The organism is Bacillus pretiosus (genome assembly GCF_052947655.1).
On sequence record NZ_CM129593.1, the window covers coordinates 1,465,591 to 1,487,649 of the forward strand.

Consider the following 22,059-nt stretch of genomic DNA (forward strand, 5'->3'; position numbering starts at 1 on the left):
ATCAGTGAGGGGATGCTCATCCCCTCACTGATTATTAGCCCGCACCAATCGGGGTAAATGAACAGAAAATAATATTTGTTAGAATTAAAGGAGACGTTTATGCAAAAGTTTGAACAAGCTGTTTCATATATTGAAAATGGTGAAGCGGAAAAAGGATTACAATTATTAAAAGAACAATTAAAAATTGCGAATGATGAAGAGAAGTATGATATCGCTCGCTATTATCATACACTTGGATTTACGGATGAAGCGTTAGCTATTACAGAAGACTTGCGTTTATTGTATCCGGAAGAAAGTGAATTCACTGTATTTTTAGCAGAATTATATATTGATCTAGACAAAGAAGATGAAGCGATTGAAGTGCTTCATGATATTCCAGAAAATGATGACTTATATGTTCAATCGTTATTACTTGTTGCAGATTTATTCCAAATGCAAGGTTTCGATGATGTAGCAGAACAAAAACTATTAAAGGCGAAAGAAATGATGCCTGACGAACCTGTTATTACGTTTGGATTAGCAGAGTTATATAGTAGTAAAGGTGAAGAACAAAAGGCAATCACTCATTATGAGTCGCTATTAGCAGAACATAAAGTCATGGGTGGTGTTGTCATTGCACTTCGCCTCGCAGAAACGTTAAGTGCGATTGGAAATTGGGAAGAAGCGATCTCTTACTATGAAGCAGGTTTAGAGGAACAAAAAGATATCCACTCATTATTTGGATATGCCTTCACATTATACCAAGGTGAAGAATATCAAAGAGCAATTGGTGCTTGGCAAGAACTAAAAGAATTAGATCCGGAGTATGCATCGCTGTACATGTATTTGGCGAAAAGCTATGAAAAAGAAGGAATGCTTCAAGAAAGCTATGAAACACTTCAAGAAGGAATTAAAGTAGATGAGCTTTCTGTACCATTTTATGTAGAATTAGCGAACATTGCGGCGAAATTAGGAAGAATAGCGGAAGCAGAGGAAGTGCTTCAAAAAGCGCTTGAGTTAGATCCAGGACATTTAGGTGCGATATTAAAATATGCGTATATCTTAAAAGAACAAGAAAAATATGAAGAGTTAATTGCAGTTGTAGAGCGTGCGATTGACAGCGGAGAACCAGATACACAACTACTTTGGGATCTTGCGTTTGCAAAAAAACAATTAGAAATGTATTCGGATGCATTAAAACACTATGAAAGTGCATATACTTCTTTTAAGAATCATCCAGACTTCTTGGAAGAGTACGGTTATTTCTTATTGGAAGAAGGTATGCGAAAAGAGGCGAAAGAAGTATTTACTCAGTTAATACAACTAGACCCGACACAAATTCATATTGAAGAATTGTTATATAATTTAGAGGATTTTTCATAAGTTGGAAGGAAACTGAATACCGCTTCTTGAATCTAAAAAGAAAAGAGAAAGACAGAGGAGGGACTTAATTGCTATGAATACCCCTGTTTCTGTAAACGAGAAGAAGGATTTTGTAAAATGGTTTTTGAATAATTACCAACTGAAACAGCGTGAATGTGTATGGATTTTGAATTATTTAATGAGTCATGACCAATTGATGCATAAAGTCCACTTCGTAGAGCATGCAAAATATTGTCCGCGTGGTTTAGTGATGTCCGCGAATTGTGTGAAAGACACACCATTTCACTTTTTTAAACAAAATGTTATGACAACAGATGCTGAAAAATCGTTTCATGATATTCGTTTAAATCGAGATGAAGATATTTATATTCAACTCAATTTTAAATCATCGTTTCAAAATGCCAATTATGTAGCTGTATTAGAAGAAAACCCGTATTTACCAAAGCATATTGAAGTAAATGAAAAAGATCGTTTACTTGCAGAAAGATTTTTAGAAGAAAGTGTATTTTCTTTTAGAAGAGAACGTCTTTTGAAACAAATTGATGAAGCGCTGGATAAGCAAGATAAGGAAGCGTTTCATAAGTTAACAGCTGAGTTAAAGATGTTATAGAATTCATTTGGATTCATAAAATTTTACAAATTTCAGACTTTTTTAAGAAAAACTACCTTAATATAGGTAGTTTTTCTTTTTTTACCTCTTTTAGTATGGTTTAATATATATAAAGTGAAAGTTCTGTCATTTGAAAATGAAGGGAGGGAAGACATTTGAAATGGAGTGTAAAAGATGTGGAGCAGTTTGAGCAAGCAAGAGATTATGTAGATACTGGTGTTATACCACTTTTATCAATTTCGGCAGCAAAAGAAATGAAAATGGTAGTAGAACAAGGTGAATTTATCGAATTGTTGAGTATGGAGTTGGAAAGAGAATATAAAGGAAGAGTACTTTTACTACCTGCATTTACGTATTTAGTAGAAAGTCAAAAAAATGAAAAAGGTCGTTTGCAAGAATGGACAAATCATTTGCAAAAGCAAGGTTTTAAGCATATTGCTTATGTTACAAGTGATTTTTCATGGAAAGAAGATATGCAAGAGTTACAAGGAGATTTATTTTGGTTTCCTTCATTAGCGTTAGAACAATTTAGTGATCAAGCGAAAAGAGAAGTTATTCATGCACATATAAAAAATATAATGGTGATGTTAGAAGAAAAATGGGGAAAGTAGTAATAAACAGAAAGTTCTTATTATTATGAGTAGTATGATATTGACCTGTACCTAAGCGTATTATATCATGATAGTGTCCTAGTTTTTATTTTTTATATAATTTATCACGAGGGGACAATTTCTGATAGAGGGGGGAAATTTTCGTGAGCGAGAAAGAACATCGTGTATCAAGAAGACAGTTTTTAAATTACACCCTTACAGGGGTAGGAGGCTTTATGGCAGCGGGTATTTTAATGCCGATGACGCGATTTGCGCTTGATCCGGTGTTAAGAAAAGAAGCGGGAACGGATATGGTTGCTGTTGCACAAGTAAAGGATATTACAACAGAGCCGAAACGTTTCGACTTTAAGGTGAAGCAGGTTGATGGTTGGTACAAGTCCGAAGAGCCAAAATCAGCTTGGGTTCATAAAGATGAAAGCGGAGACATTGTTGCGTTCTCTCCAGTATGTAAACATTTAGGATGTACAGTTAACTGGAATTCGGACAAAGCACATCCGAATCAATTCTTTTGTCCATGTCACGGGGGCCGTTACACAAAAGACGGGATGAACATTAAAGGCACGCCGCCCCTTGCTCCGCTTGATGTATACGAGTCCAAAGTAAAAGATGGAACGCTGTATTTAGGCAAAGCGAAGCCAAAAGGGGGTGCAAAGTAGATGCTAAATAAAATTTATGATTGGGTAGATGAAAGGTTAGATATTACACCAATATGGCGTGATATCGCTGATCATGAAGTACCTGAACATGTAAACCCGGCACATCACTTTTCTGCATTCGTTTATTGCTTTGGAGGACTTACCTTTTTCGTTACTGTAATTCAAATTTTATCAGGAATGTTTTTGACGATGTATTATGTGCCTGATATTAAAAATGCTTGGGAATCGGTTTATTATTTACAAAATGAAGTTGCATATGGGCAAATTGTTCGTGGTATGCACCACTGGGGCGCTAGTCTCGTCATTGTAATGATGTTTTTACATACACTTAGAGTTTTCTTCCAGGGTGCGTATAAAAAGCCTCGTGAGTTAAACTGGATTGTTGGTGTTCTTATTTTCTTTGTTATGTTAGGTCTTGGTTTTACCGGATATTTATTACCGTGGGATATGAAAGCATTATTTGCTACGAAAGTAGGGATTCAAATTGCAGAGCAAACGCCGCTCATTGGTCCTTATATTAAAACATTACTCGCTGGTCATTCCGAAATTGTTGGCGCTCAAACATTAACTCGCTTCTTTGCTATTCACGTCTTCTTCTTACCAGCAGCACTTCTAGGTTTAATGGCCTTCCACTTCATCATGATTCGCAAACAAGGTATTTCCGGTCCGCTATAAGAGATTGCTAAATTAAAGGGGAAAGAACTAAAGGAGGGAGATTATGCATCGAGGCAAAGGGATGAAGTTTGTAGGAGATTCTCGGGTACCAGTAGCTCGGAAACCAAATATTCCAAAAGACTATTCTGAATACCCAGGAAAAACAGAAGCGTTTTGGCCGAACTTCTTGTTAAAAGAATGGATGGTTGGTGCAGTTTTTTTAATCGGTTATTTATGTTTAACAGTGGCGCATCCGTCACCACTTGAGAGAATGGCAGATCCAACTGATGCCGGATATATACCACTTCCAGATTGGTATTTCTTATTCTTGTATCAGTTATTAAAGTATTCTTATGCTTCTGGTTCATTTACTGTAATTGGAGCGTTTATTATGCCAGGGATTGCGTTTGGCGCATTATTGTTAGCTCCATTTCTTGACCGAGGCCCAGAAAGACGCCCATTGAAGCGTCCTGTAGCAACTGGATTTATGCTTTTAGCAATTGCATCGATTATCTTTTTAACTTGGGAATCTGTAGCACACCACGACTGGGAAGCTGCAAAAAAACAAGGAGCAATTGTAAAAACAGCACCAGTTGATAAAAATGATGACGGCTATAAATTAATGCAAAAAAATACTTGTTTAACGTGTCACGGTGACAATTTACAGGGCGGGGCAGCAGCGCCTGCACTGCAAAACTTAACTTTAAAGCCAGAAGAAATTGCTAAAATTGCGAAAGATGGAAAAGGTTCAATGCCTAAAGGGGTATTTAAAGGTACAGATGAGGAACTGAAGAAACTTTCGGAATTCGTTGCAAAGTATAATAAAAAATAATAAAAAGCTGACTACAAAAATTTGTAGTCAGCTTTTTATTTTGATGAAAGAAAGTTTACTATATAATAGAGTAGAGTTTGAGGAAAGAATGACTTTGTTTGAAAGGTGTTGGACATACAGCTTGGTTTATTTGTATGCAATGTTAAGACAACGCTCTATATTATTATTTTTATTAGTTGTTAACATATTAGGTACAATATACGGATTTATATGGTATGGAAATCAATTAAAAGAAACCTCACCTATATTTTGGCCGTTTGTACCCGATAGCCCGATGGCAAGTCTCTTTTTTGTCTTTGTTTTAATTGCTTTTTTAAGAAAGAGAAATTGGGGATTAATAGAGGCGCTAGCGATTGTTACTTTAATGAAATATGGTATATGGGCTGTTGTTGTAAATGCAATTATGATCTATGTAAAAGGTCCTATTGGTCTTATGGGGTATATGTTAATGCTTTCGCATTTTGCGATGGCAGTACAAGCAGTGCTATATGCGCCGTTTTACCGTATAAAAAAATGGCATTTTGCGGTAGCAGCTATATGGACATTACATAATGATGCAATTGATTATTTATTTTGGCAAATGCCGAGATATGGAATTATGCATTTGTTTGTAGGAGAAATTGGTTATTTTACGTTCTGGCTAAGTATCGCAGTGCTTTGTGTTACATATTATTATTGCTTACGTGAGAACCGAAAACAGTTTTCTTTATGAACATTTAGGGGGAGAAAATGAAGAAGAATAAGAGTCGTACAAAAATATTGGATCGATTGATTACGATAGTTGTTTCATATAGCATAGCATTTTCTATATTTGCACTCGCAACAACGGTGGTGGTGTACGGAAAATGGCTATATTATTTTGAAATTGATTTTTTAAACATTCCAGACTTAGCGGATATGACGAAGGATGATATTAAAAGAAATTATGATGTGCTTATCACATATTTATCTCCGTTTTATGACGGAGCATTACAGTTTCCAACATTAGATATGTCCACAAATGGCCGTATTCATTTTGTAGATGTTAAAAATATTTTAGTGAAAATTCAATATGTGATGTATGCGACAATTATGATTGCAATAATAGGCGGGATTTATTTATTAAAAAAGAAAAATGAAAAGTTTTTACTGCACGGATCAATTTTAACAATTATCTTACCGATCGCGCTCATGTTACCGATCGCTATTAATTTTGAAAAGAGTTTTGTATTATTCCATAAACTTTTATTCAGTAATGATTATTGGATGTTTGATATTGAAACGGATCCAATTATATTAATGTTACCAGAAGAATTCTTTATGCATGCTGCGTGTGCTATTTTATTATTTATTTTATGCGGCAGCATAATTTGTTACAGTTTGTATAGATATTTCGTAAAAAAGAAAAGGGTTTCAAAGGAAAAATTCTCTGTTTAAAGAGAATTTTTTTGTTTGTAAAATGATAATATATTTTTCGGTCCAGTTCTGTTCTATTCTTGTCCAAATTAACATATTTTGTACTAGTAGTTATAGGGGGGACCGTGATGAAGAGAACATTAATTGGATTAATAGCATTTCTAATTATAATGTTTCCGTTACGTATATATGCTGAAGAGTGGAGTGAACTAACAGGGTTGTTAGACGACTCATTACAATTAGTGAAGCGTAATGAAGATGGAAAAGCAGTACAAGTATTACAACATTTCTCCGAGCAGTTTGTTATAAAGGGGAATGAAAAGAAGCAAGAAGTAACGCCAGATCAGGTTAGAGTTATTTCTTTAGCTTACGACAAGGCGAAACAATCTCTCTCGGAAACAGATTTAGGTAAACAAGTTAAAATTGATAATGTGTTAGCCCTGCAGCTCGCTGTTGATGCGCAAGTGTCGAAATATCAACCGCTTTGGATGGAAAGAGAAAGAAAAGTAATGGGTGCCTTTTCTCAAATGGAAAAAGCGATGAAAAAAGAAGATACGGGACAGTTTCAACAAACGTTAAACACATTTTTACATGAATTTAATATTATTTATCCAAGCTTAATGATCGCCCTGCCAGAAAATGAAGTGCAGCGTGTAAATGCCCATTTATCTTATTTGGATGAATTTCGTAACGTTATGTTAAATACGAAAGGGGGGCAAATGCAAGTAGGAATCATTAAAGGGGATTTGCAAAAAATATTTCACACAGTAAAAAAAGATGAAATTGCACCCTCACTCATTTGGTTTATGACAATTACTGGAGGTCTTATTTTATTCACATTAACTTATGTTGGATGGAGAAAGTATAAAGGAGAGAGAGAAAAAAGAAAAAGTAATGTACACTCTAAGAATAGATAATGCAATAAATAAAGATACGGATTGTAAGGTTTATTCATTGACAATGATGTCAGAAGAAAATAGAATGAGAAGTACTATAATTAAAACTTCAATGGAGGTTCAGAGGTTCATGATGTTTTATTTAATTTACTTCGCGATCATAATGATCATACCGTTGTATGCACAGTCAAAAGTACGTAGTGCCTATAGCAAGTATTCACAAGTTTATTCAACTTCAGGTATGACAGGAGCGGAAGTGGCTCGAAAAATTTTAGATGAGAACGGATTATACAACGTAGCTGTAGAAGAAACACCAGGTCATTTATCAGACCATTATGATCCAACTGCCAAAACAGTTCGATTATCAACAGATAACTATTACGGTCATTCAGTTGCTGGTACAGCAGTTGCAGCACACGAAGTAGGACACGCAATTCAAGACGCAAAAGATTATAACTTTATGCGTATTCGTCATTCGTTAGTGCCAGTTGCAAACTTTGGATCGAATATTTCTTGGGTATTTATTATGATTGGTGCCTTTGCATCTATGTCTAACTTGTTGTTATTAGGTATCATTTTAATGGCAGCAGGTGTTGTGTTCCAACTTGTGACATTACCTGTTGAGTTTGATGCATCAAAGCGTGCAATGCAACAAATTGAAGCGTTAGGTATCGTATCAACAGATGAATATGGCCAAGCTCGTAAAGTATTAAATGCGGCAGCATTAACATATGTAGCGGCTGCAGCTGTAGCAGTATTTGAATTATTACGTCTCGTATTAATGTATACTGGTATGCAGCGTAGCGACGACTAAAGACTATCAATTTTGATAGTCTTTTTTGTTTTGTGGATTGAATTATATAATGTATTGCAAATAGAAATAATAGAAGGAATAGAAGTAATGCGGAAAGGCGGTGGGGGAAGTGAAATATCCAAGTCGTTTAGTAAAACAAGTGAAAGAACAAAGCGCTTCTTATCAGTTAGAAGGCTTTTTAAGTGGACAAGGTCCTGAAAATCCAAAATTTATGCTGTTAGGAGAAGCGCCTGGTGAAACAGAAATTCATAATGGGATTCCGTTTAGCGGGAGAGCGGGAAAACAATTAATGGGTTTTTTAGAACGGATTCATGTTACAAGGGAAGAGGTATATATTACGAGCGCTGTCCGAAGTAGGCCTTATAAATGGCGAGAGAAAAAAGAACGAAATGGTGAAATCATACAGAAAAAATATAATAGAACACCAAATCAAGGAGAAATACTTGCCCATGCGCCTTTGTTAGATTATGAATTAGAGAAAATAAATCCGAAGCTTATCGTCACCCTTGGAAATATCGGTCTTCAACGTTTAACAGGAAAAAATAAAAAAATAACAGATGTGCACGGACAATTATTAAAACAGCCCATTCAAAAATTAAAGGATATGCAAAGTGCAGTGTTTACATGGTCAGAGCAAGAATATCATATCTTTCCGACCTTTCATCCTGCTTCCATTTTTTATAATCGGAGTTTATTGGAGCTTATTTATGAGGATTTAGATAAACTTAAAAAATATGTAATAAAAAACTAGAAAAGCTAGAGAGCTTTTCTAGTTGCGTTTATTTATGTAACGGATTTTTATTTTCATCTAACGTAAAACCTTCACCAACTACATCATGTACATCACTTACAGCAACAAAGGCATGAGGATCTACAGAAGTAATAATATTTTTTAATTTCACGATTTCATTTTTAGCAACAACGCAATATAATACGTTCCGTTCCACTTTCGTATACGATCCAACAGCTTTTAAAAAAGTAGCTCCGCGTTCCATATCAGATAAAATTTTGGCAGCAATTTCATCGTTTTTATCTGAGATAATAGTTGCTCCTTTTGCCGCATAGGCTCCTTCTTGCATAAAATCAATGACTTTCGCCCCGATAAAAACAGCAACTAACGTATACATGCCCTCGCGGTATGATAAATAGGTAAGAATAGAGACGATAATGACGATAGCATCAAACATAAACATCGTTTTCCCCATACTCCAGCCAACATATTTATGAGCGAGTCTTGCGATAATATCTACACCGCCAGTAGTCCCGCCATATTTAAATATTATGCCAAGACCGACACCGATAAATGCCCCGGCGAATAAAGCCGCGAGTGTCATATCATTTTGTAAGTTTAAATGTAAGTTAAGAACTTCGTAACGTTGAAAAATCCATAGAAATAAAGATACGCTGAAGGTGCCGATTAGTGTATAGATAAATGTCGTTCTTCCAAGTAACTTCCAACCAATAAAAAATATAGGGATATTTAAAATTAAGTTTGAATAAGAAGGATCAAACTTAAATAGAAAATACAATAATAGTGTAATACCGGTAAATCCACCTTCTGCAAGGTGATTTTCAATATTGATATTCACAATACCGAAAGAAAAAATAGCGGAACCGATTAAAATGAAAATGATATTTCGAATCTTCAAATTTGATGTCATATAGAAATCCTCCTAATTATGTAAATTGCATTGCTCCGCTGATACGGTAAAACATAATGATAAGTAATTTCTAGTTGTTAGTAAAAATAGAGAAGGCTGTAAAAAAAACGCAAAAGAAAGTTTCACTTTATTATAGTCTATCCAAAAAAGGGTCGCAAATAGGTGTTTGGCGGGGAATAATATTTGTCAAATCGCGATGAATTGGCTAACATGAAAGAGGAAGGATTAGAGGTGAATTGTATGGAAGCAAAAACGATGAAGGATATGCAGAAAGAAGTAGATGCATATATTGGTCAGTTTAAAGAAGGTTATTTCAGTCCACTTGCAATGATGGCTCGTTTAACGGAAGAAATGGGGGAGCTTGCAAGAGAGGTAAATCATTATTATGGTGAGAAACCGAAGAAAACAACTGAAAAAGAACGTAGTCTGGAAGAAGAGCTTGGAGATGTATTATTTGTTATGATTTGTATGGCAAATAGTTTAAATATTGATTTAGAAACGGCACATAACATTGTAATGAATAAATTTAATACACGTGATAAAGATCGCTGGACACGTATTGATGAGGGAGAGAAAGAATAATGAAAGAAATTAAAGTAATTATCGCTGGACCAAGAGGACGTATGGGACATGAAGCAGTCCTTCTTATGGAAAGAACGGAACATTTTAATTTGGTAGCAGCAGTGGATTATAAGCATGGTGGAGAGAAAATTTCTGATTTACCGGGCATGCCAGCGTTACAAGCGCCAATTTACGCAGATTTACATACTTGTTTAGAGGAAGTAGAAGCAGATGTGTTGTTAGATTTAACAACGCCAGAAGTTGGGAAACAACACGTTACACTAGCAGTTGAGCGTGGACTTCGTTCTGTTATTGGTACAACTGGATTTACAGAAGAAGAACTAAAGCAATTAAGAGAGAATGCGAAAGAAAAAGCAGTAGGAACAATTATCGCTCCAAACTTTGCAATTGGTGCAGTTCTTATGATGAAATTCTCACAAATGGCAGCGAAGTATTTCCAAGATGTTGAAGTAATTGAATTGCATCATGATCAAAAGTTAGATGCACCATCTGGTACAGCAGTAAAAACAGTAGAATTAATTCGTCAAAATCGTGAATCAAAGCAGCAAGGTCATCCGAATGAAGTAGAACAACTAGAAGGTGCTCGTGGTGCAAATGTAGACGGCATTCACATTCATAGTGTACGTTTACCAGGACTTATTGCACACCAAGAAGTAATGTTTGGTGGAGATGGACAAATGTTAACGGTTCGTCATGATTCATTCAATCGTGCATCATTTATGTCGGGTGTAAAACTATCAATTGATACAGTAATGAATCTAGATCATCTTGTGTACGGTTTAGAAAATATTATCGACTAAAGGGGAGACAACGGATGAAAATTGCCTTAATCGCACATGACAAAAAGAAAGATGACATGGTTTCGTTTGCATACGCATATAAACCAATTTTTGAACAACATGAATTATTTGCAACAGGGACGACAGGACTTCGTATTATGGAGGCAACTGGTTTAGTTGTAACAAGATTTCAGTCGGGTCCTCTTGGTGGCGATCAAGAAATTGGTGCCATGATTGCAAAAAACGATATGGATATGGTGATTTTTTTCCGAGATCCACTAACTGCTCAGCCGCATGAACCAGATGTAAATGCATTGCTTCGTTTATGTGATGTATATGCGATTCCACTTGCAACGAATATGGCAAGTGCTGAAATGTTAATGCACGCATTAGAGCGAGGAGATTTAGATTACCGCAAGTTTAGAAAATGAGGGGAACAATTATGAGTGGATTACATATATTAGCGTTTGGTGCTCATGCCGATGATGTCGAAATCGGCATGGCTGGTACCATTGCTAAATATACGAAGCAAGGGTATGAAGTAGGTATTTGTGATTTAACAGAAGCTGACCTTTCTTCTAATGGAACGATAGAATTGAGAAAAGAAGAAGCAAAGGCGGCAGCTCGTATAATGGGAGTAAAAACGAGACTGAATTTAGCGATGCCAGACCGTGGTTTGTATATGAAAGAAGAGTATATACGTGAAATTGTAAAGGTGATTCGTACATATAAACCGAAACTAGTTTTCGCGCCGTATTATGAAGATCGTCATCCAGATCATGCAAATTGTGCAAAACTTGTGGAAGAAGCTATTTTTTCAGCGGGAATTCGTAAATATATGCCAGAGGTTTCGCCACATCGCGTGGAGTCTTTTTATTATTATATGATTAATGGTTTTCATAAACCGAATTTTTGTATAGATATAAGTGAGTACCTTTCTATAAAAGTGGAAGCATTAGAAGCGTATGAAAGTCAGTTTTCAACAGGGAGTGATGGTGTGAAAACGCCGTTAACAGAAGGTTACGTTGAAACTGTGGTCGCTCGAGAGAAAATGTTTGGAAAAGAAGTTGGAGTCTTATATGCCGAGGGATTTATGAGTAAGAAACCGGTTTTATTACATGCTGATTTAATAGGGGGGATGTAAATGAAATTAAAAATAGGTATTACATGTTATCCTTCTGTAGGTGGTTCTGGAGTTGTTGGAACAGAATTAGGAAAGCAATTAGCGGAACGCGGGCATGAAATTCATTTTATTACATCGGGTTTACCATTCCGGTTAAATAAAGTGTATCCAAATATTTATTTTCATGAAGTGACGGTAAATCAATACTCTGTATTTCAATATCCACCATACGATTTAGCGTTAGCGAGTAAAATGGCAGAGGTTGCACAAAGAGAGAACCTAGATATTTTACATGTGCATTACGCAATACCACATGCCATTTGTGCTTATTTAGCAAAACAAATGATTGGAGAGCGTATTAAAATTGTTACAACCTTACATGGAACAGATATTACTGTGTTAGGTTCTGACCCTTCGTTAAATAATTTAATTCGTTTTGGTATTGAGCAATCTGATGTTGTGACGGCTGTCTCGCATTCATTGATTAACGAAACGCATGAGCTTGTAAAACCAAATAAAAACATTCAAACGGTATATAACTTTATAGACGAGCGTGTATATTTCAAGCGTGATATGTCTCAATTAAAGAAAGAATACGGTATAAGTGAGAGTGAAAAGATACTGATTCACATTTCAAATTTCCGTAAAGTGAAACGTGTGCAAGATGTTGTTCAGGCATTTGCTAAAATTGTTACAGAAGTAGATGCGAAGTTGCTTCTTGTTGGAGATGGACCAGAATTTTGCACGATTTTACAGATAGTAAAAAATTTACATATTGAAGATCGCGTCTTATTCTTAGGGAAGCAAGATAATGTTGCAGAGCTACTTGCGATGAGTGATCTAATGTTGCTTCTTTCAGAGAAGGAGAGTTTTGGTCTTGTTTTATTAGAAGCGATGGCGTGTGGTGTACCTTGTATCGGAACAAGGGTTGGAGGTATTCCAGAAGTCATTCAACATGGTGAAACAGGATATTTATGTGAAGTTGGCGATCCAACAGGAGTGGCAAATCAAGCCATTCAGCTATTAAAGGATGAAGAACTTCACCGTAATTTGGGAGAGCGAGCAAGAGAAAGTGTTTACGAGCAGTTCCGCTCTGAAAAAATCGTCTCACAATATGAAACGATTTACTATGATGTACTAAGGGATGACAAAAATGGAAAGATTTAAAAAAGCTAGTTCTATTATTGAGACTTTAAAGCAACAAGGACATGAGGCCTACTTTGTCGGTGGAAGCGTACGAGATCTTATTATCGATAGGCCGATTGGAGATATTGATATTGCGACATCTGCTTTACCAGAAGAAGTGATGGCTATATTTCCAAGACATGTTCCTGTTGGTCTTGAGCATGGAACTGTAATTGTGGTAGAAAATGGTGAACCTTATGAGGTAACCACTTTTCGAACAGAGGGCGAATATGAAGATTTTCGAAGACCTAGTAGTGTTCAATTTGTTCGTTCATTAGAAGAGGATTTAAAACGTCGTGATTTCACAATGAATGCAATTGCGATGACAGAAGAAGGCAAAATGGTTGATTTATTTGCTGGACAGCAAGCGATTCAAAAGAGAGAAATTGTGACGGTTGGCAATGCTGCGGATCGTTTTCAAGAAGACGCCCTGCGAATGATGCGTGGTATTCGTTTCGTAAGTACGTTAGGTTTTTCTTTAGAAATGAAAACGAAACAAGCAATAGAAACATATGGACATTTGCTAGAACACATTGCAATTGAGCGAATTACAGTGGAGTTTGAGAAACTGTTAACTGGTACATATTGCGTGAAGGGCTTGCAAGAATTAGTAGAAACGAAGCTATTTTCTCATCTGCCATATTTACAAATGTCAGATGAGAGATTATTAAAAGCTACGCAGTATAACTGGGATTCTTTTGAAACGGACATTGAGGCATGGGCATTCTTCTTATATTGTATTGGGGAAGAGCATCCATCTGTCTTTTTACGTCAATGGAAGTTTTCAAATAAAAAAATAAAAGATATCGTCGCAGTTTTATTAACACTCCGTACGAGAAAGGAGAAGGATTGGGATACAGTCTTTCTTTATAAAACGGGAATTCATATCGCTGAAATGGCAGAAAGAGTATATGAAGCGATGATTGAAAGCTATGATAATACATCTGTGAAACGAGTACAAACGTTGTTTGAAGCATTGCCAATCAAGAATCGACAAGAAATGAATGTGACTGGGAATGATTTATTAAACTGGGCAAATAAAAAGCCAGGTCCGTGGGTTGCTGAAATGATTCAAAAGGTTGAAGAAGCAATCTTACAAGGAAACGTAGTTAATGAGAAAGAGTGTATAAGGGAGTGGCTGCAAGAATGCAATCTACTATAAGAAAGCAGTTATTGCAAGTTTTTTCAGAAGCGGATGGCGCGTTTGTATCTGGCCAAACGATTAGTGATAAACTTGGTTGTTCAAGAACCGCTGTGTGGAAACATATGGAGGACCTTCGGAATGAGGGATATGAACTTGAAGCTGTGCGTCGATTAGGTTATCGAATTGCGAGTAAGCCAGACAAAGTGACTGCTAATGAAATTCAGTTAGGGTTACAAACGAAACATATTGGTAGAACGGTATATTTTGAAGAGTCTGTTGAATCTACGCAGCATATTGCAGCAAAACTTGCTTATGAAGGTGCAGAAGAAGGAACGATTGTTGTTGCAGAAGAACAAACAGCCGGCAGAGGTCGTTTAAGTAGGAAATGGCATTCACCAAAAGGAACAGGAATTTGGATGAGTATTATTTTACGTCCATCAATCCCGGTTCATCATGCACCACAACTTACTTTATTAGCGGCTGTTAGCGTTGCACAAGCAATTGAAAAGTGCACGGGTGTAAACGTAGGAATAAAATGGCCGAATGATATTTTAATTCAAGGTAAAAAGGCTGTAGGTATATTAACAGAAATGCAGGCTGATCCTGATAAAATTAATGCTGTCATTATGGGTATTGGTATTAATGCAAATCAAAAGCAAGAGCATTTTGATGAGGAAATTCAGCATATTGCTACTTCTTTAGCGATTGAATCCGGTGAGCCAATTGTTCGTGCAGAGCTGATGCAACAAATCTTTTTACAACTAGAAAAATTATATGAAGAGTATTTACAAAATGGTTTCTCTGTCATTAAAATTCTTTGGGAAAGTTACGCTGTGAGCATCGGGAAAGAAATTACCGCTCGAACGATGAGAGAGACAATTACAGGCGTAGCAAAAGGAATTACAGAGGATGGTGTATTGCTTCTGGAGGACCATGAAGGGAAAGTACATCACATTCATTCTGCGGATATCGAAATTAAGTAAAAGAAGTTCCTTTTGGGAACTTCTTTTTATTTGACTATTACTTTGCCTTCCATTCCTTTAAGAAGGTGGTACCGGCATATTAATTCATATGTACCAGTATTTTTAGGTTTCACGGTAATGTTTTTTTCTTTTCCTGACTCGACTACGACATCAATGCCGAGTTTTTTTACTGTAAAGGTGTGTTCATTCTTACCTTTGTTTTTTAATAACAATGTTGTTGACTCTTCAATTGGAATGGTGATGACGTTTGGATGAAAGTAATCATCATTCAGTTCGACCTCAATTACTTTCGTTGAATCGATAGGTTGTGTTACGACGTTAACTGAGGCAAATGCATGGAAGGAGCTAAAAGTTATCATCCCTACAATCATCAGAAGCAAACCGGTGAATGGAAATAACCATTTGTTCATAAACATGCGCAATTCTCCTTTTGTAAGTACTTTTCTCCATTAACCTGCATCATTAGTTTAAGAGTTATACGAGGCATTTTAAACAAAGCTTAATCTTTCTATGATTGAGTTATTTATAAAAAATTTCACATACCATAATAGGAATAAAAAATTATTTTTTCAAAAAAATGTAGTAATTCCTTTTTGGAGTTTGCTATAATTAGTTCGAATGTGGGCAGTATCAGAGCGAACTGCACCATGATTCGAAGCAATACGAAAAATAATAACTTGGATTCTGCCTTGATCCAATAACGGACTGGGACAGAGGGATGAATAATGCCGACTAACACACAACCCTTCTGCCCTTTTATGGCCAGAGGGGTTTTTTATATGATTTCGGCCATCTCCTCTCTCCTGTATAAAGGAGGAGTAGTTTTTGAAAACAAAAACAGATTTTTTGAAGATGAAAGAGCAAGGTGAGCCGATTACGATGCTAACGGCGTATGATTATCCATCTGCTAAGTTAGCAGAAGAAGCTGAAGTTGATATGATTCTAGTTGGAGATTCCCTTGGGATGGTTGTGCTTGGCTACGATTCAACAGTACCTGTAACAGTAGAGGATATGATTCATCATACGAAAGCTGTACGCCGAGGAGCGAAAGAGACGTTTATTGTAACTGATATGCCATTTATGTCGTATCATGTGTCGCCTCAAGATACGATGGTGAATGCACGCCGCATTGTTCAAGAGAGTGGTGCTCATGCACTGAAGGTAGAAGGTGCAGGGGAAGTGGTATCAACTATTCATTACTTGACGAATGCGGGAATTCCTGTCGTGGCACACTTAGGCTTAACTCCTCAATCTGTAGGAGTACTAGGTGGGTATAAAGTACAAGGAAAAGATGCTGAAAGTGCAAAAAAATTAATAGAAGATGCGAAGAGATGTGAGGAAGCTGGTGCGATAGCGCTTGTGTTAGAATGTGTGCCAATGCAGTTAGCGGAATTAATTTCGAAGCAACTAACAATTCCGACGATTGGAATTGGAGCAGGGAAAAAAGTAGATGGGCAAGTACTTGTTTATCATGATCTTATCTCATACGGCGTAAATCGTGTTCCGAAATTTGTAAAGCAATATACGTCTGTTCAAGAGGAGATTGTGCGAGGGATTTCACAATACGTTACTGAAGTAAAGACAGGGCAATTTCCAGAAGAAAAACATTCATTCACAATGAAAGAGGAAGAATGCTTAGCGTTATACGGAGGAAAACAATAATGAAAATCGTAACTACAGTGCAAGAGATGCAGCAAATTACAAACGAACTTCGTATAAGTGGAAAAAGTATTGGTTTTGTTCCAACGATGGGTTATTTACATGAAGGCCATGCGACTTTATTACGTAAGGCAAGAGAAGAAAATGAAATTGTGGTTTTAAGCGTGTTTGTCAATCCGCTACAGTTTGGGCCGAATGAAGATTTAGATCGATACCCTCGTGATATTGATAGAGATGAAAATGTAGCAAAAGAAAACGGTGTAGATTATTTATTTTATCCGAGCGTAGAAGAAATGTATCCAGCAGAACAAACGACAACAGTAGCAGTTGTGAAGCGTACCGATGTATTATGTGGCAAACAAAGACCTGGTCATTTCGCTGGAGTTGCGACTGTACTAATGAAACTATTTAATATTACATTGCCAACGCGTGCTTATTTTGGTATGAAAGATGCACAGCAAGTTGCTGTCATTGAAGGATTTGTCGCTGATTTTAATATTCCGGTTACGATCGTACCAGTGGATATTGTAAGGGAAGTAGATGGATTAGCGAAAAGTTCTCGTAACGTGTATTTATCACAAGAAGAGCGTGAAGAGGCTCCTCATTTATACCGCAGTCTATGTATAGCGAAAGAAAGAATTGAAGCAGGCGAACGTAATGCAGAAATCATTACAACTCTTGTGAAAGAGTATATTGAGACGTATACGAAAGGCACTGTAGATTATGCTGATTTATATGCCTATCCTTCACTACAAGTAATAGATAAAATTGAAGGACGAATCATTTTAGCAATTGCAGTTAAATTTGAGAATGTACGATTAATTGACAATATAACATTAACGGTTTAATAAGGGGGAGCATCTATGTTTCGCACAATGATGAGAGCGAAGTTACATCGCGCAACAGTAACAGAAGCAAATTTAAATTATGTAGGTAGTATTACAATTGATGAAGATTTAATGGATGCAGTAAATATTTTAGAAAATGAAAAAGTACAAATTGTAAATAACAATAATGGTGCGCGCTTAGAGACATATGTTATTAAAGGAGAACGCGGTAGCGGTGTTGTTTGTTTAAATGGTGCAGCTGCAAGGCTTGTACAGCCAGGGGATAAAGTTATTATTATTTGCTACGGTTTAGTGGCAGAAGAAAATATTCATAACCAAGAGCCGAAAATTGCAGTATTAGACGATGATAATCAAATTATCCAAATGTTAGGCACTGAAAAAGCGGGTACGATATTATAAGTAAGAAGGCTATCTCTATTATGGAGATAGCTTTTTTGTGCATCTTTTCATTAAGATGAGATAAAACGTGGTATAGTAACATTATATAATTTTGTGATTGATAGGTAAGAAATTGAGGTGTTACATATATGAGTAAACGTTATGTCGTTGTGGATTTAGAGACGACAGGGAACTCCTGGAAGGACGGGAAGGATAAAATTACCCAAATCGCAGCTGTTGTAGTGGAAGATGGAGAGATACTAGAGATTTTTTCATCTTTTATTAATCCGAAGAGAGAGATTCCGCCATTTATTACAGAATTAACAGGGATTGATGAGAGTATGGTTAAGCAAGCCCCGTTATTTCATGATGTAGCCCCGATGGTTGTTGAGCTATTGCAAGGTGCAGCTTTTGTTGCACATAACGTTCACTTTGATTGGAATTTTTTAACGGAAGAATTAAGGTGGGCTGGATATACAGAAGTACATTGTCCGAAAGTTGATACAGTGGAGTTGGCGCAAATTCTTTTGCCGACAGCTGATAGTTATAAATTACGTGATTTAGCTAAACAACATGAATTAGAGCACGATCAACCGCATCGTGCGGATAGTGATGCTCTTGCAACAGCGGAATTATTTTTACAATTTTTAAATGAAATTGAAAAGTTACCACTTGTCACCTTGCAATCGCTTTATGAATTGAGCGATGTTTTTCAAAGTGATATAGCGGATGTACTTTCTGAAAATATTTTAAAGAAAATGATGCATGGTAGAAAAGTGGCAGAGGGGTATGAAGTGTATCGAAATATTGCGCTTCGAAAACGGAATTATGCTTTAAATCTCAGTGAAACATGTTCATCTAAATTTGATGCTTTCTTGCATAAGGCAATCGATAAACTTGAATTGAATATGCCAAGGTTTGAAAAAAGAGAAAGCCAACAGATTATGATGAAGGAAATATATACAGCACTAAGAGATTCTAGGTTTTCACTAATTGAAGCAGGAACAGGAACAGGAAAGACTCTTGCATATTTACTTCCAAGTATTTATTTTGCAACGAAAAAAGAAGAACCTGTCATCATAAGTACCCAAACAGTACAACTGCAACAACAAATATTAGAAAAAGAAATTCCATTATTACAGAAAATAATGCCATTTTCATTTGAAGTAGCTCTTTTGAAAGGAAGAAAGCATTATCTTTGTCTACATAAATTTGAATATGCTTTGCAAGAGGAAGAGAAAAATTATGATATGGCGCTCACAAAGGCAAAAATTTTAGTGTGGTTATTGCAAACAGAAACTGGCGATCGTGATGAATTAAATATTCCTGAGGGCGGAAAGTTACTTTGGAACCGTATTTGTAGTGATGTACATAGTCCAGGCGGGATGCAAAGCAACTGGTATAGCCGTTGTTTTTATCAACGAGCAAAGAATAAAGCATTATTTGCAGATATCGTTATTACAAATCATGCGTTATTATTTCAAGATTTTTCAAGTGAAGAACCACTATTTGCTTCATGTGAACATATTATTTTTGATGAAGCTCATCATATCGAGGAAGCGGCGAGTAGAATATTAGGTGAACAGTTCTCCTGTATGTATTTTCAATTAGTTTTATCTCGTCTTGGTACGCTAGAAACAGATGATGTACTTTCTAAAGTATATAAAATGATGAAAAAATCAGAGCAAGCCTCTCGTTCGACTTTCCGTATGGTGAGTCATAGTTTGAAGGAATTGAAATTTGATGCGGATGAGCTATTCCAAATGTTACGTGCTTTCATCTTTAAACAAACAAAGCAGGAACAAGGGATAAGCAATATGCCACTCATTTATCGATATAACACGGAAGTAGAGAAAGGTAAGTTATGGGATAGCATTACCGAGTTAACAAATCGTTTTGTATACGATGTAAGAAAATTATTGACTATACTTGAGAAGCAAGTTGATATATTGCAAAGTAAATTAGAATGGGAGATGCATGTTATTACAGGTGAATTTATGCATTTAATTGAGTTGTTGAGAAAGATGGAAAAATCTTTACAATTACTCATTTTAGAAAAAAATTCATATGTGACATGGATGGAGACTGAAACGAAGGGAACAATTCATTCAACCGTTTTATATGCACAGCCTGTTCATATTGGTGAAAGGCTTGCGGATGAATTTTTAACACAGAAAAAGAGTGTTATTTTCACATCAGCAACGTTAACAGTAAACGATTCATTTGACTATATAAAAGAGGAGCTAGGTTTACATGATTTTGCTCCCAATACATTACAGGTTCCATCACCATTCCGTTTTGAAGAACAGATGAAATTAATGGTTTCAACAGATGTGCCTTTTATTAAGCAAGCAAGTAATGAAGAATATATTAAATCTGTGTCGGCACATATTGCAAAAATCGCGAAAGCTACAAAAGGTAGAATGCTTGTTTTATTCACTTCGTATGAAATGTTGAAAGAAGCGTATACGAATTTGAAAAATGATGAGGAATTAGAGGGGTATTTATTATTAACGCAAAGTGTAAATAATAAGAGCCGAAGTCGTCTCATTCGTAAATTTCAAGAGTTCGACAAATCGATTTTGTTAGGAACAAGTAGTTTTTGGGAAGGGATAGATATACCTGGAGATGCCCTTAGTTGTCTTGTTATTGTACGGCTTCCCTTTACGCCTCCTCATCAACCGATGATGGAAGCAAAAGGAGAGTGGTTAAAAAATCAAGGAGAGGACGTATTCGCTAAGTTAGCACTCCCGCAAGCAATCTTGCGTTTCAAACAAGGATTTGGTCGTCTGATTAGAACAAGTACAGATACCGGAACAGTATTTGTATTAGACCGTCGTTTGATAAGCGCTTCTTATGGAAAACGTTTTTTACAATCAATCCCAACTGTTCCGCTTTATGAAGGCCCTCTAGAAGAATTATTAGAACAATTAAAGGCATGGCCAAATAAATAAAATTGGAAGAAAAATACGCCTGAAGTACATTTAAGCTTCAGGCGTAAAAAATGTGGGTAGGAGGAATTTTATTTTTCTTACTTCTTGTATACAAAATGTATTGGTTTTCGACTTGAAACCTTTTTTTGCAGTACATGTCCTGCTATAATAGATGGGTGATGAAGCAGGGGTTGTAAAGAATGTACTCTTATTGTAACCGTATTGCGTTCTTCTATAATTAGAAATTTTTGTGTAACGGAGGAGTTTTTTCATGGATAAGAAAATCGAAGTCCTATCAACGACGCGTATTAAATATTCGTCTGACTTGTATAAAATTGTTGATAGTTTGAATCGTACGTTAAAAGAACAGGACCTCATGTTCGGATTAGCATTAGACGAAAAAGATAAAGAAATAGCTGTATTTACGATTTACAGAACGTAGTGATACAATGAAAAAGTGGATCTTTGCAATCGTTATCGTAATCGTTGCTAGCGGAATATATGGGGCGTATGTTTACAATAAAGCAATGGAAAAGAAAATCCCTAAAGAGGCAAAATCTGTAGAAATTGCGAAAGAAAAGGCAAAGCTTACAAAAGTAAAATCTGTTGATTATTATAATGGAGAATCTTCATATACAGTCGTACAAGGTACAGATGAAAAAGGAGAAAAACTTATCGTTTGGGTGCCTGAGAAAAAAGGGGAAACTATAGTAAGGAAAAAGAGCGAAGGTATTTCTGAAAAAGATGCTTTACAAAGAACGATTGAACAAGTCGGAGATGACAGTAAAGAGTCCAAGAGTAAGCCTAAAGAAATTTTAAAAGTAAAATTAGGCGTTGAAAACAATATACCACTATGGGAAGTTACATATATTGATGATGACAATCGTTATAGTTACTACAATCTTGCATTTCAAGATGGTCAGTTTTTAAAACGATATAGCATTGAAAAATAGA

The 22,059-nt window shown here is 36.1% G+C and carries 26 protein-coding genes; 24 read left to right on the forward strand and 2 right to left on the reverse strand.

All coding sequences use genetic code 11. The features are described 5' to 3' along the window. Nucleotides 1-99 precede the first annotated feature (99 nt). The 11 genes from ACU8YW_RS07695 (at nucleotide 100) to ACU8YW_RS07745 (ending at nucleotide 8,581) form a co-directional block, all read left to right on the forward strand. On the forward strand, nucleotides 100-1,362 hold the full coding sequence (locus ACU8YW_RS07695) for a tetratricopeptide repeat protein (protein WP_088062701.1): 1,263 nt from the start codon (nucleotides 100-102) through the stop codon (nucleotides 1,360-1,362). Between the two features lie 73 nt (nucleotides 1,363-1,435). Then, on the forward strand, nucleotides 1,436-1,972 hold the full coding sequence (locus tag ACU8YW_RS07700) for a ReoY family proteolytic degradation factor (RefSeq protein ID WP_001095922.1): 537 nt from the start codon (nucleotides 1,436-1,438) through the stop codon (nucleotides 1,970-1,972). Nucleotides 1,973-2,127: 155 nt separating this feature from the next. Then, nucleotides 2,128-2,583, forward strand: coding sequence for a YpiF family protein (locus tag ACU8YW_RS07705; protein WP_048543535.1), 456 nt, complete (start codon nucleotides 2,128-2,130; stop codon nucleotides 2,581-2,583). Nucleotides 2,584-2,726: 143 nt separating this feature from the next. After that, nucleotides 2,727-3,239, forward strand: a complete 513-nt coding sequence (qcrA, locus tag ACU8YW_RS07710; RefSeq protein ID WP_001290419.1) for a menaquinol-cytochrome c reductase iron-sulfur subunit — start codon at nucleotides 2,727-2,729, stop codon at nucleotides 3,237-3,239. Then, nucleotides 3,240-3,914: a menaquinol-cytochrome c reductase cytochrome b subunit gene (gene qcrB, locus ACU8YW_RS07715; protein ID WP_000932700.1), complete on the forward strand. Its 675-nt coding sequence runs from the start codon at nucleotides 3,240-3,242 to the stop codon at nucleotides 3,912-3,914. It begins immediately after the preceding gene. Nucleotides 3,915-3,957: 43 nt separating this feature from the next. Beyond that, nucleotides 3,958-4,725, forward strand: a complete 768-nt coding sequence (gene qcrC, locus ACU8YW_RS07720; protein WP_000554601.1) for a menaquinol-cytochrome c reductase cytochrome b/c subunit — start codon at nucleotides 3,958-3,960, stop codon at nucleotides 4,723-4,725. A 121-nt stretch (nucleotides 4,726-4,846) separates the two neighbouring features. Continuing rightward, nucleotides 4,847-5,437 carry a lipoprotein heptaprenylglyceryl N-acetyltransferase LhaT gene (gene lhaT / locus ACU8YW_RS07725; protein ID WP_097907594.1) on the forward strand — a complete coding sequence of 197 codons (591 nt, stop codon included), beginning with the start codon at nucleotides 4,847-4,849 and terminating at the stop codon, nucleotides 5,435-5,437. Nucleotides 5,438-5,454: 17 nt separating this feature from the next. Beyond that, nucleotides 5,455-6,141: a lipoprotein intramolecular transacylase Lit gene (gene lit / locus ACU8YW_RS07730; protein WP_088062705.1), complete on the forward strand. Its 687-nt coding sequence runs from the start codon at nucleotides 5,455-5,457 to the stop codon at nucleotides 6,139-6,141. A 107-nt stretch (nucleotides 6,142-6,248) separates the two neighbouring features. Then, on the forward strand, nucleotides 6,249-7,037 hold the full coding sequence (gene ypjB / locus ACU8YW_RS07735) for a sporulation protein YpjB (protein WP_088062706.1): 789 nt from the start codon (nucleotides 6,249-6,251) through the stop codon (nucleotides 7,035-7,037). Between the two features lie 112 nt (nucleotides 7,038-7,149). Then, a complete protein-coding gene (locus ACU8YW_RS07740; protein WP_002096760.1) occupies nucleotides 7,150-7,830 on the forward strand; it encodes a zinc metallopeptidase in 681 nt (226 codons plus the stop codon). Nucleotides 7,831-7,939: 109 nt separating this feature from the next. Continuing rightward, on the forward strand, nucleotides 7,940-8,581 hold the full coding sequence (locus ACU8YW_RS07745) for a uracil-DNA glycosylase (RefSeq protein ID WP_088608754.1): 642 nt from the start codon (nucleotides 7,940-7,942) through the stop codon (nucleotides 8,579-8,581). 28 nt (nucleotides 8,582-8,609) lie between these two features. Here the strand turns inward: ACU8YW_RS07745 and ACU8YW_RS07750 are convergent, their stop codons facing one another. Beyond that, a complete protein-coding gene (locus ACU8YW_RS07750; protein ID WP_000203306.1) occupies nucleotides 8,610-9,491 on the reverse strand; it encodes a YitT family protein in 882 nt (293 codons plus the stop codon). Between the two features lie 240 nt (nucleotides 9,492-9,731). On the opposite strand from ACU8YW_RS07750, the gene ACU8YW_RS07755 reads away from it, so the two are divergent. From ACU8YW_RS07755 to ACU8YW_RS07785, 7 genes are read left to right on the forward strand one after another with little or no spacing between them, the layout of a single operon-like run. Next, nucleotides 9,732-10,073: a nucleotide pyrophosphohydrolase gene (locus tag ACU8YW_RS07755; RefSeq protein WP_048543622.1), complete on the forward strand. Its 342-nt coding sequence runs from the start codon at nucleotides 9,732-9,734 to the stop codon at nucleotides 10,071-10,073. Next, nucleotides 10,073-10,873 carry a dihydrodipicolinate reductase gene (gene dapB / locus ACU8YW_RS07760; RefSeq protein ID WP_048543525.1) on the forward strand — a complete coding sequence of 267 codons (801 nt, stop codon included), beginning with the start codon at nucleotides 10,073-10,075 and terminating at the stop codon, nucleotides 10,871-10,873. Before ACU8YW_RS07755 ends, dapB begins: the two co-directional genes overlap by 1 nt. Before the next feature lie 14 nt (nucleotides 10,874-10,887). Continuing rightward, nucleotides 10,888-11,283 (forward strand): methylglyoxal synthase, encoded by a 396-nt coding sequence (mgsA, locus tag ACU8YW_RS07765; RefSeq protein ID WP_046955216.1) that lies wholly within the window; start codon nucleotides 10,888-10,890, stop codon nucleotides 11,281-11,283. A gap of 11 nt (nucleotides 11,284-11,294) precedes the next feature. Next, nucleotides 11,295-11,996, forward strand: coding sequence for a bacillithiol biosynthesis deacetylase BshB1 (gene bshB1 / locus ACU8YW_RS07770; protein ID WP_048543522.1), 702 nt, complete (start codon nucleotides 11,295-11,297; stop codon nucleotides 11,994-11,996). After that, nucleotides 11,997-13,142: an N-acetyl-alpha-D-glucosaminyl L-malate synthase BshA gene (bshA, locus tag ACU8YW_RS07775; protein WP_087985552.1), complete on the forward strand. Its 1,146-nt coding sequence runs from the start codon at nucleotides 11,997-11,999 to the stop codon at nucleotides 13,140-13,142. Beyond that, nucleotides 13,129-14,322 carry a CCA tRNA nucleotidyltransferase gene (locus ACU8YW_RS07780; protein WP_088608755.1) on the forward strand — a complete coding sequence of 398 codons (1,194 nt, stop codon included), beginning with the start codon at nucleotides 13,129-13,131 and terminating at the stop codon, nucleotides 14,320-14,322. Before bshA ends, ACU8YW_RS07780 begins: the two co-directional genes overlap by 14 nt. Continuing rightward, complete coding sequence (locus ACU8YW_RS07785) at nucleotides 14,307-15,287, forward strand: biotin--[acetyl-CoA-carboxylase] ligase (RefSeq protein ID WP_046955213.1); 981 nt, start codon at nucleotides 14,307-14,309, stop codon at nucleotides 15,285-15,287. The genes ACU8YW_RS07780 and ACU8YW_RS07785 overlap by 16 nt, the downstream gene beginning before the upstream one ends. Before the next feature lie 26 nt (nucleotides 15,288-15,313). Here ACU8YW_RS07785 and ACU8YW_RS07790 read toward each other — a convergent pair whose 3' ends face one another. Then, nucleotides 15,314-15,703, reverse strand: a complete 390-nt coding sequence (locus tag ACU8YW_RS07790) for a cupredoxin domain-containing protein (RefSeq protein WP_078183454.1) — start codon at nucleotides 15,701-15,703, stop codon at nucleotides 15,314-15,316. A 409-nt stretch (nucleotides 15,704-16,112) separates the two neighbouring features. On the opposite strand from ACU8YW_RS07790, the gene panB reads away from it, so the two are divergent. From panB to ACU8YW_RS07820, 6 genes are all read left to right on the forward strand, one after another. Continuing rightward, nucleotides 16,113-16,949, forward strand: coding sequence for a 3-methyl-2-oxobutanoate hydroxymethyltransferase (panB, locus tag ACU8YW_RS07795; RefSeq protein ID WP_000853116.1), 837 nt, complete (start codon nucleotides 16,113-16,115; stop codon nucleotides 16,947-16,949). After that, a complete protein-coding gene (gene panC / locus ACU8YW_RS07800; protein ID WP_098857571.1) occupies nucleotides 16,949-17,794 on the forward strand; it encodes a pantoate--beta-alanine ligase in 846 nt (281 codons plus the stop codon). The genes panB and panC overlap by 1 nt, the downstream gene beginning before the upstream one ends. A gap of 15 nt (nucleotides 17,795-17,809) precedes the next feature. After that, nucleotides 17,810-18,193: an aspartate 1-decarboxylase gene (panD, locus tag ACU8YW_RS07805; RefSeq protein ID WP_088062713.1), complete on the forward strand. Its 384-nt coding sequence runs from the start codon at nucleotides 17,810-17,812 to the stop codon at nucleotides 18,191-18,193. A 128-nt stretch (nucleotides 18,194-18,321) separates the two neighbouring features. After that, on the forward strand, nucleotides 18,322-21,126 hold the full coding sequence (dinG, locus tag ACU8YW_RS07810; RefSeq protein ID WP_088062714.1) for an ATP-dependent DNA helicase DinG, 3'-5' exoribonuclease type: 2,805 nt from the start codon (nucleotides 18,322-18,324) through the stop codon (nucleotides 21,124-21,126). Nucleotides 21,127-21,376: 250 nt separating this feature from the next. Next, nucleotides 21,377-21,547 (forward strand): YpmA family protein, encoded by a 171-nt coding sequence (locus tag ACU8YW_RS07815; RefSeq protein ID WP_000358351.1) that lies wholly within the window; start codon nucleotides 21,377-21,379, stop codon nucleotides 21,545-21,547. A gap of 7 nt (nucleotides 21,548-21,554) precedes the next feature. After that, nucleotides 21,555-22,058 carry a cell wall elongation regulator TseB-like domain-containing protein gene (locus ACU8YW_RS07820; RefSeq protein WP_088062715.1) on the forward strand — a complete coding sequence of 168 codons (504 nt, stop codon included), beginning with the start codon at nucleotides 21,555-21,557 and terminating at the stop codon, nucleotides 22,056-22,058. Nucleotide 22,059 lies beyond the last annotated feature (1 nt).